General features: G+C 70.8%; 7 protein-coding genes. 4 read left to right on the forward strand and 3 right to left on the reverse strand.

What is annotated here, in order from left to right; all coding sequences use genetic code 11:
* The 3 genes from D7V93_RS46230 to D7V93_RS35435 all read right to left on the reverse strand — a co-directional run.
* Positions 1 to 270, reverse strand: a 270-nt coding sequence (locus D7V93_RS46230; protein ID WP_208723261.1) for a hypothetical protein, incomplete at its 3' end; no start/stop codon positions are given.
* Between the two features lie 96 nt (positions 271 to 366).
* Complete coding sequence (locus D7V93_RS35430; RefSeq protein ID WP_120647565.1) at positions 367 to 1,176, reverse strand: hypothetical protein; 810 nt, start codon at positions 1,174 to 1,176, stop codon at positions 367 to 369.
* 76 nt (positions 1,177 to 1,252) lie between these two features.
* Entirely contained in the window at positions 1,253 to 3,076 is a 1,824-nt protein-coding gene (locus D7V93_RS35435; RefSeq protein ID WP_120647566.1) for an acyl-CoA dehydrogenase, read from the reverse strand.
* Between the two features lie 192 nt (positions 3,077 to 3,268).
* Here D7V93_RS35435 and D7V93_RS35440 point away from each other — a divergent pair, with 192 nt between their 5' ends.
* The 4 genes from D7V93_RS35440 to D7V93_RS35465 all read left to right on the forward strand — a co-directional run.
* Positions 3,269 to 3,454: a hypothetical protein gene (locus tag D7V93_RS35440; protein WP_120647567.1), complete on the forward strand. Its 186-nt coding sequence runs from the start codon at positions 3,269 to 3,271 to the stop codon at positions 3,452 to 3,454.
* Between the two features lie 1,208 nt (positions 3,455 to 4,662).
* The gene (locus tag D7V93_RS35455; RefSeq protein ID WP_244237697.1) at positions 4,663 to 5,043 is read left to right on the forward strand and encodes a hypothetical protein; all 381 of its coding nucleotides are present in this window, start codon (positions 4,663 to 4,665) and stop codon (positions 5,041 to 5,043) included.
* Positions 5,044 to 5,561: 518 nt separating this feature from the next.
* Positions 5,562 to 5,870, forward strand: a complete 309-nt coding sequence (locus D7V93_RS47035; RefSeq protein ID WP_244237698.1) for a hypothetical protein — start codon at positions 5,562 to 5,564, stop codon at positions 5,868 to 5,870.
* A 9-nt stretch (positions 5,871 to 5,879) separates the two neighbouring features.
* Positions 5,880 to 6,287 (forward strand): hypothetical protein (locus D7V93_RS35465; protein ID WP_120647571.1); only part of this gene is annotated, 408 nt, incomplete at its 3' end.

Raw genomic sequence — 6,287 nt, forward strand, 5'->3', positions numbered from 1 at the left:
GGGTTCATCCGCCTGCGGGCCGCGCAGCAGCCGTTTGGTCCCCAGGGGTGGCGCCGTGTCCGGTGGTATCTGGGCCATTGCCTGGGACCGGAGGCCGTCCGTCGTGCCCTGTGCCAGGACGGGCCTGGCGGGCACCCACAGCGCCCCGCCCGTGGAGTCCCGCACTGGCGTCGCCTGGAGCCCCGTCGCGTCCGGGCTGTCGTGCTCCCGACATCCGGAAGCCAACGTGCACAGCCCCACCATTCCCATCCACACCCAGCGTCCACCCATCCGCCATTCCTCCCGCAGGCAAACGTGCGGACGACCCCCGGTCGCTGCAAGCGCCCGGCGTCGGGGTGGGGTTGGTCGCTCGGTAGGAGCAGCCAGTCAGGCAGGGAAGGTGGCCGCCACGGCCCGCACGTGCTCGCGCACCAGCTCCCGCGCGGCGAGCAGCTCCGGGGCGCTTGCGGGCGTGTAGCCCAGGCACAGCACCACGTCGTCCTCGGGCGCGGCGCGCGTGCCCAGGGCGGCGTAGTCGAGCGAGCGCGGGACGGGCTCGCCCTCCGTGTCATGGGTGAAGCGGCCGAACACCGTGGCCTGCCCATCGCGCCCGGGAGCCGTCTCCTTCAGCGCGAAGAGGCGGCGCAGCGCGGAGAGGGACTCCGGGCGCTCGCGCAGCAGCTCCGGACGGGCCGGGCCGCCCAGCTCCCACTCGAGGAGCTTGAGGCACCCGCGCACGAACTCCACGTCGGTGATGACCAGGCCATAGAGGTACCAGTCCGCGCACGCGGCCTGGACCAGCCGCGCCTGCGCGTCGGTGAGCCAGCCGAAGGACGGACAGGTGAAGGTCTCGCAGACGGTTGCGCGGTAGACGCCGCAATCCCGCAGGTCCGTGCCACCCGTCACCAGGGGGTGGCCCAGGCAGCCCACCCGCTGTTGCTCCGCGTCCAGGAAGCCCAGCAGGGGACACACCCGCACGATGGGGAAGAGCGCGGAGGCGCCACGGTTCGCGGTCAGCTCGCGCGCGGCCTCGCCATAGGCCTCCGGCGTCCGGGGCGCGTGGGCAAGCCGCGCCGTCTGCGTGGCCAGCCGCTGGGTCAGCGCCGCGCGCGAGTGGTCGCGGAAGTTGTAGAGGCCGCAGCAGGCACCACACGAGGCGCCTCCACCGGGCTGGCACAGGTGGAAGGAGACCGACATGCGCGCATTGTGACGGATGCCGGGCTCTCGCGGCGCGGAAGATGGGAGCCCGTCCGGCGCCAGGGCCTTGGAGCGCTCAGAACCAGTCGGCGTGCATGCGGGAGTACGAGTCCTCGCCCGTCCGGCACAGGTGGGCGAGCAGCGGCACCCGGGGCACCTCCACCGCGAACCAGTACTGCGCGGCGGCGAGCTTCCCTTCGTAGAAGGCACTGTCGGAGGCGCCCGCGCCCTTCGAGGCCGCGCGCGCGAGGGCCTCCTTCGCGGCGGCGGCCTGCGCGAGCCAGCGCCACGCCACGGCCACCACGCTGAAGAGCTCCAGGAAGTCCGCGCTGTGGCGCAGCATCGCGTCCACCTCGCCCGCCATGCCCCGCGCGCCCAGCTCCAGCGTGAGGGCGGTGGCCTGCTGGAGCGCGTCCTCCAGCGCGTCGCTCCAGGCGGGCTCCACGCCCGCGGCCCGGGCGCGCGCGGTGGTGGCGCGCACCTCCTCGTCGAGCGCGTGCAGCGCGGCGCCGCCGCCCGCCACCGCCTTGCGTCCCAAGAGGTCCAGGCCCTGGATGCCGGTGGTGCCCTCGTGGATGCTGTTGAGCTTCTGGTCGCGCAGCCACGCCTCGGGCAGGTACTCGCTGGAGTAGCCGTAGCCGCCGTGGATCTGCAGCGCGAGCGCGTTGGATTCGAAGCCCCTCTCCGCCGGGAACGTCTTGGCGATGGGCGTGAGCAGGTCCAACAGCAGGTGCGCGCGCTTGCGCGTGGCTTCGTCCGGCGCGTGGTTCGCGAGGTCCGCCTGGGTGGAGGTGGTGAGCAGCAGCGCGAGCCCGCCCTCCACGATGGCCTTCTGGCGCAGCAGCATGCGCCGCACGTCCGCGTGCTCGATGATGGGGGACTGGGCGCGCCCGGTGTCGCGGGCCCCGGTGGGGCGACCCTGGGGCCGCTCGCGCGCGTAGGCGAGCGACTCCTGGTAGGCGACGGCCGCGGTGGCGACGCCGTTGAGGCCCACCATGATGCGCGCCTCGTTCATCATCTGGAACATGCAGGACAGGCCCCGGCCGGGCTGGCCCACGAGCCAGCCGTGGCAGTCGTTGGACTCGCCGAAGTTGAGGACGAGGCTGGGCAGGCCGCGCCAGCCAATCTTGTGGATGACGCCGGCCACCTGGACGTCGTTGGGGACGAGCTTGTCGCCTTCCGGCCGGCGCGCGGGCACGGCGAAGAGGGACACGCCGCGCGTGCCGCCTTCGGCGCCGTCGATGCGCGCCAGGGTCAGGTGCACGACGTTGTCGGTGAAGTCCTGGTCACCGCCACTGATGAAGATCTTCGAGCCCTGGAGGCGGAAGCTGCCGTCCGGCGCGGGCGTGGCGCGGGTCTTCACGTCCGCCAGGCTGCTGCCGGCCTGGGGTTCGGTGAGGGCCATGGTGCCGGTCCACTCGCCCCGGTACAGGCGGGCCATGAAGTGCTCCCGCAGGAAGGGCGTGCCGAAGACCTCCAGCAGGTGCGCGGCGCCGTGCGTGAGGCCCAGGTAGCCATACGCGCTCAGGTTGGCGGCCATGAGGTAGGCGCTGGCCACGGCGTGCACGGTGAGGGGGAGCTGCTGGCCGCCGACGTCGGAGGGGCGGGTGGCGGTGAGCAGGCCCAGGTCCACCATGCCGGCGTAGAGCGAGCGCATGGCGGGATGCACGCGCACGCGTCCGTGTTCGAAGACGGGCGGGGCGGCGTCCATGGGCCGGTAGGTGGGGGCGAGCACCTCGCGGGCGAAGCGGCGGGTGCTGTCGAGCAGGAGCCCGAAGGTGTCGCGGGAGTGCTCCTGGAAGGCGGGCAGCGTGCACAGGGCCTCGGTGTCCAGCACCTCGTAGAGCTGGAAGTCCACGTCGCGGTCCGACAGCAGCGGGTTGGGGCGGGGCACGCTCATGTCCTGGTGCGTACCAGGACGCGGTGGCGACGTCGAAGTCGTCGTGCGGAGGGCCGCCGCTATCGGACAAGGGGACGGGGGACCGCAGGGCCTGCCAGGTGTGGCTGCTGCGAGAGCGATGGCCGTGACGCACCTTGAGGGGACGTGGCGGGCGCCCTGGAGGCGCGGGCTCCTTCAAGAGAGGTCGGTCACATGGTCATCGTCGGTTCGATGGTGGTGGGCATCCTGTTGCTGCTGGCGGTGCTGTCCGCGGTCGTGATGGGCGGAGCGCTGGCGAACAAGAACATCCGCGCGGACGTGGAGCGGGACGCCGAAAAGCGCGCGTCGCGGCGGCACGACGGACCGGGCCCGGCGGGGGGAGAGCCCGTGCACGTTTGAGCCGTGAAGCGGTGGGCGCTGCTCCCGGGGCATGGGAGGATGCGCCGTGCGATTCGCGCTGCCTTGCCTGTGGGTGTCACTGTTCGTGGGGTGCGCGGCGCGGCCGACGGCCTGGAAGACGCCGATGGACTGGCCAGATGCGCACTCCGCGAAGCTCGTGGGACAGACCATGGAGGCCGGTGCGCTTCTCGCGGCGGCAGGCGCCATTCGCGAGATGATCCGCACCAACCCCTTCCCTCAGTTGTTCGAAGGTTGTGCGAGTCCGGAGCAGGGGCTGATGGCCACGGTCTTCACGGGACCGACGATGGGGCTCTATTACGTCGTGGTGTCCCAGGATTTCATCCGGTGTGGCGGATCGCGTTTTCGTGTCCTTGATGGCTGGGATGCCTATGCGGTGACCCCGCGGGGAGAAGTGGTGGCGAAGGATCCGGCGGGTCCCGGGGAGGCATCTCCAATGCCCTCCACCGTTCCCATGCCTCAGCTCACTCCGCCCCCACCCCCTGCATCCAACACGCAGCCTCCCGTGGAGTCTCCCGTGCAGGAGACACCGACCCCCGCGCCGGCTCCCTGACCTACTGGGGCCAGGGGCGTAGTAGCGGCGCAGCCAGCGGCTCTGGCCGTCCGGGCTGGATTTGGCGCTTGAGAAGCTTGAGCTGTCCGATTTGACGGGGGCAACTCGCCAAGGACCCGTGAGTCTCTGAGCGGGGGCAGAGGAGTGCGCCGCATCAGGCGCAGGAGCGTGTCGGGGCTGGTGGGCATGGACAAGGGCTTGAGCAGCCTGGCCTCGGCCTCTGCACCCACGGTCATGTCGACGGCACAATGATCGGTGGCCAGCCGCCGTGTCCGCCGAGCCCGAGCGCGCTCGGGGACCGTGGCCCGAGGTCCCCGCCGCCGAGATGCCAACGATGGAACCCGCGTCTTCCTGCGCTACTTTCCCACCGGTGAGGTCGAGCAGTGGAGCGAGGCTCGACGCGAGTTGATCCTCCTGGGGCGCTTTGCACCGGCGTTGGCCGGTCGCCTCAGTGTCGCCCCCCGGTGTGAGGGGGGCTCCCTCCGGCTGTTGCGTGAGTAGGGGACGGTGGATGCGAAAGGTTCAGGGATGGCTGGGGCTCATGTTGGTGATGTCCGGGTGTCGGCCGCCCGCTGCCGCGTGGCAGGGCGTCGTCGAATGGCCAGATGAACGGTCGGCCCGGCCCGTGGAGAGTCCCATGCCCGCTGGGGCAGCGCAGGCCGCGGTAGGCGCTGTCCGCGAGTTCGTGAAGACCAACCCCCGCCGGTTGTTCTCTGGCTGCGAGCACCCCGAGGATGGCCTGAACGTCTCGCTCTTCACGGGACCCACCCCGGGCCTCTACTACGTGCTGCTGGATCCCGACTTCGAGCGATGCACGGGGCCGCGCAGGCGCATCCTGGATGGATGGTTCTTCTACGCCGTCACCCCCCGGGGAGACGTGGTCGCGGAGTCTCCGGGCCCTCCCGACGAAGGTGTTCCCGCGGTGCCTCCTCCGCTCCAGGCTCCTCCTGCTGCTCCTGGTGAGGGGGGCGCCGAACCGCCGCCTTCCGCGTCCGCGAACGAGGTCCCGGCTCCCTGAACTACTGGGGCCGGGGGCGTAGTAGTGAGCCGTGAAGCGGTGGGCGCTGCTCCCGGGACATGGGAGGATGCGCCGTGCGATTCGCGCTGCCTTGCCTGTGGGTGTCACTGTTCGTGGGGTGCGCGGCCTCGACTCCGGCTCCAACGAGCGTCGCGGCCGCGAAGACCGTTCGAGGTCCCTGGGCGGAGATTCCCGCAGTCGAGATGCCGGTAGAAGACAGGTCCATTCCCATCGACCTGTTGCGAGACGTGGCGGATGCGCTCCTCAAGCGTCCCGGGGCCCGGACGTGCGACCCGGCGACCCGGCGACCCATCCAGGGGTTGTCCACGGAGTATTGCGCGACGGTCTATGTCACCGGAGGGCGTGAGTCCCTGTCCTGGCGGGTTTCCGAGCCGGTTCGGGGAAGTCATGCACGCTGCTCCGCACCGCTCCAGGTCGAAGACGATGACCACCCGGCTTCGCAGGTCTGGGTGGTGGGATTCATCCACAATCATCCGTGTGGAAGTCCGCCCTCATCGGTGGACCTCCTGGCCTGGCCCACCGACGCGTTCGATCCGATGACCGCCATGGCGGTGGTCCGTCTCGTTCCGGGCAATCCCGCGCCGGCCCTGTTCAAGGGGGTGGCCATCGAAATGGCTTCCGCACTGGTGGCGGAGCGCGGTGATGGGACGCGTGTCTACCTGCGCTACTTCCCCACCGGAGAGGTCGAGCAGTGGAGTGGACGCCGACGCAGGTGGATCCTCCTGGGGACCTGTGCGCCGACGCTGAGTCGGTTGGATGCGACGCCCCGGTGCACGCAGGGGCCGCTGCAACTGCTGCGCGAATAGGAGTCATGGATGATGGTCAGGAGACTGGCAGCAGGACTCGTCGCGATGCTCGTGGGCTGTGCCGCGCGGTCGACAGCCTGGAAGACGCCGATTGAATGGCCAGACGAGAGCTCGGCCACGCTCGTAGGACAGCCCATGGAGGCTGGAGCCGTGGTCGCCGCGGCAGCAGCCGTGCGCGAGTTGATCCGCACGAACACCGACCCCACCTTGTTCGAGGGGTGTTCAACCCCGGAGCAGGGCCTGCTGGTCGCCGTGTTCATCGGGCCGACGCCGGGCTTGTACTACGTCGCCGTGCACCAGGACTTCCGGCGGTGTGGTGGGCCGCGCATCCGGGTCCTTGATGCCTGGGATGCCTATGCGGTCACCCCGCAGGGGCAGGTGGTCGCGAAGGCCCCTCCACCCGCCGGGGATGCTTCC

It is taken from the genome of Corallococcus llansteffanensis (genome assembly GCF_003612055.1).
Classification (GTDB): domain Bacteria; phylum Myxococcota; class Myxococcia; order Myxococcales; family Myxococcaceae; genus Corallococcus; species Corallococcus llansteffanensis.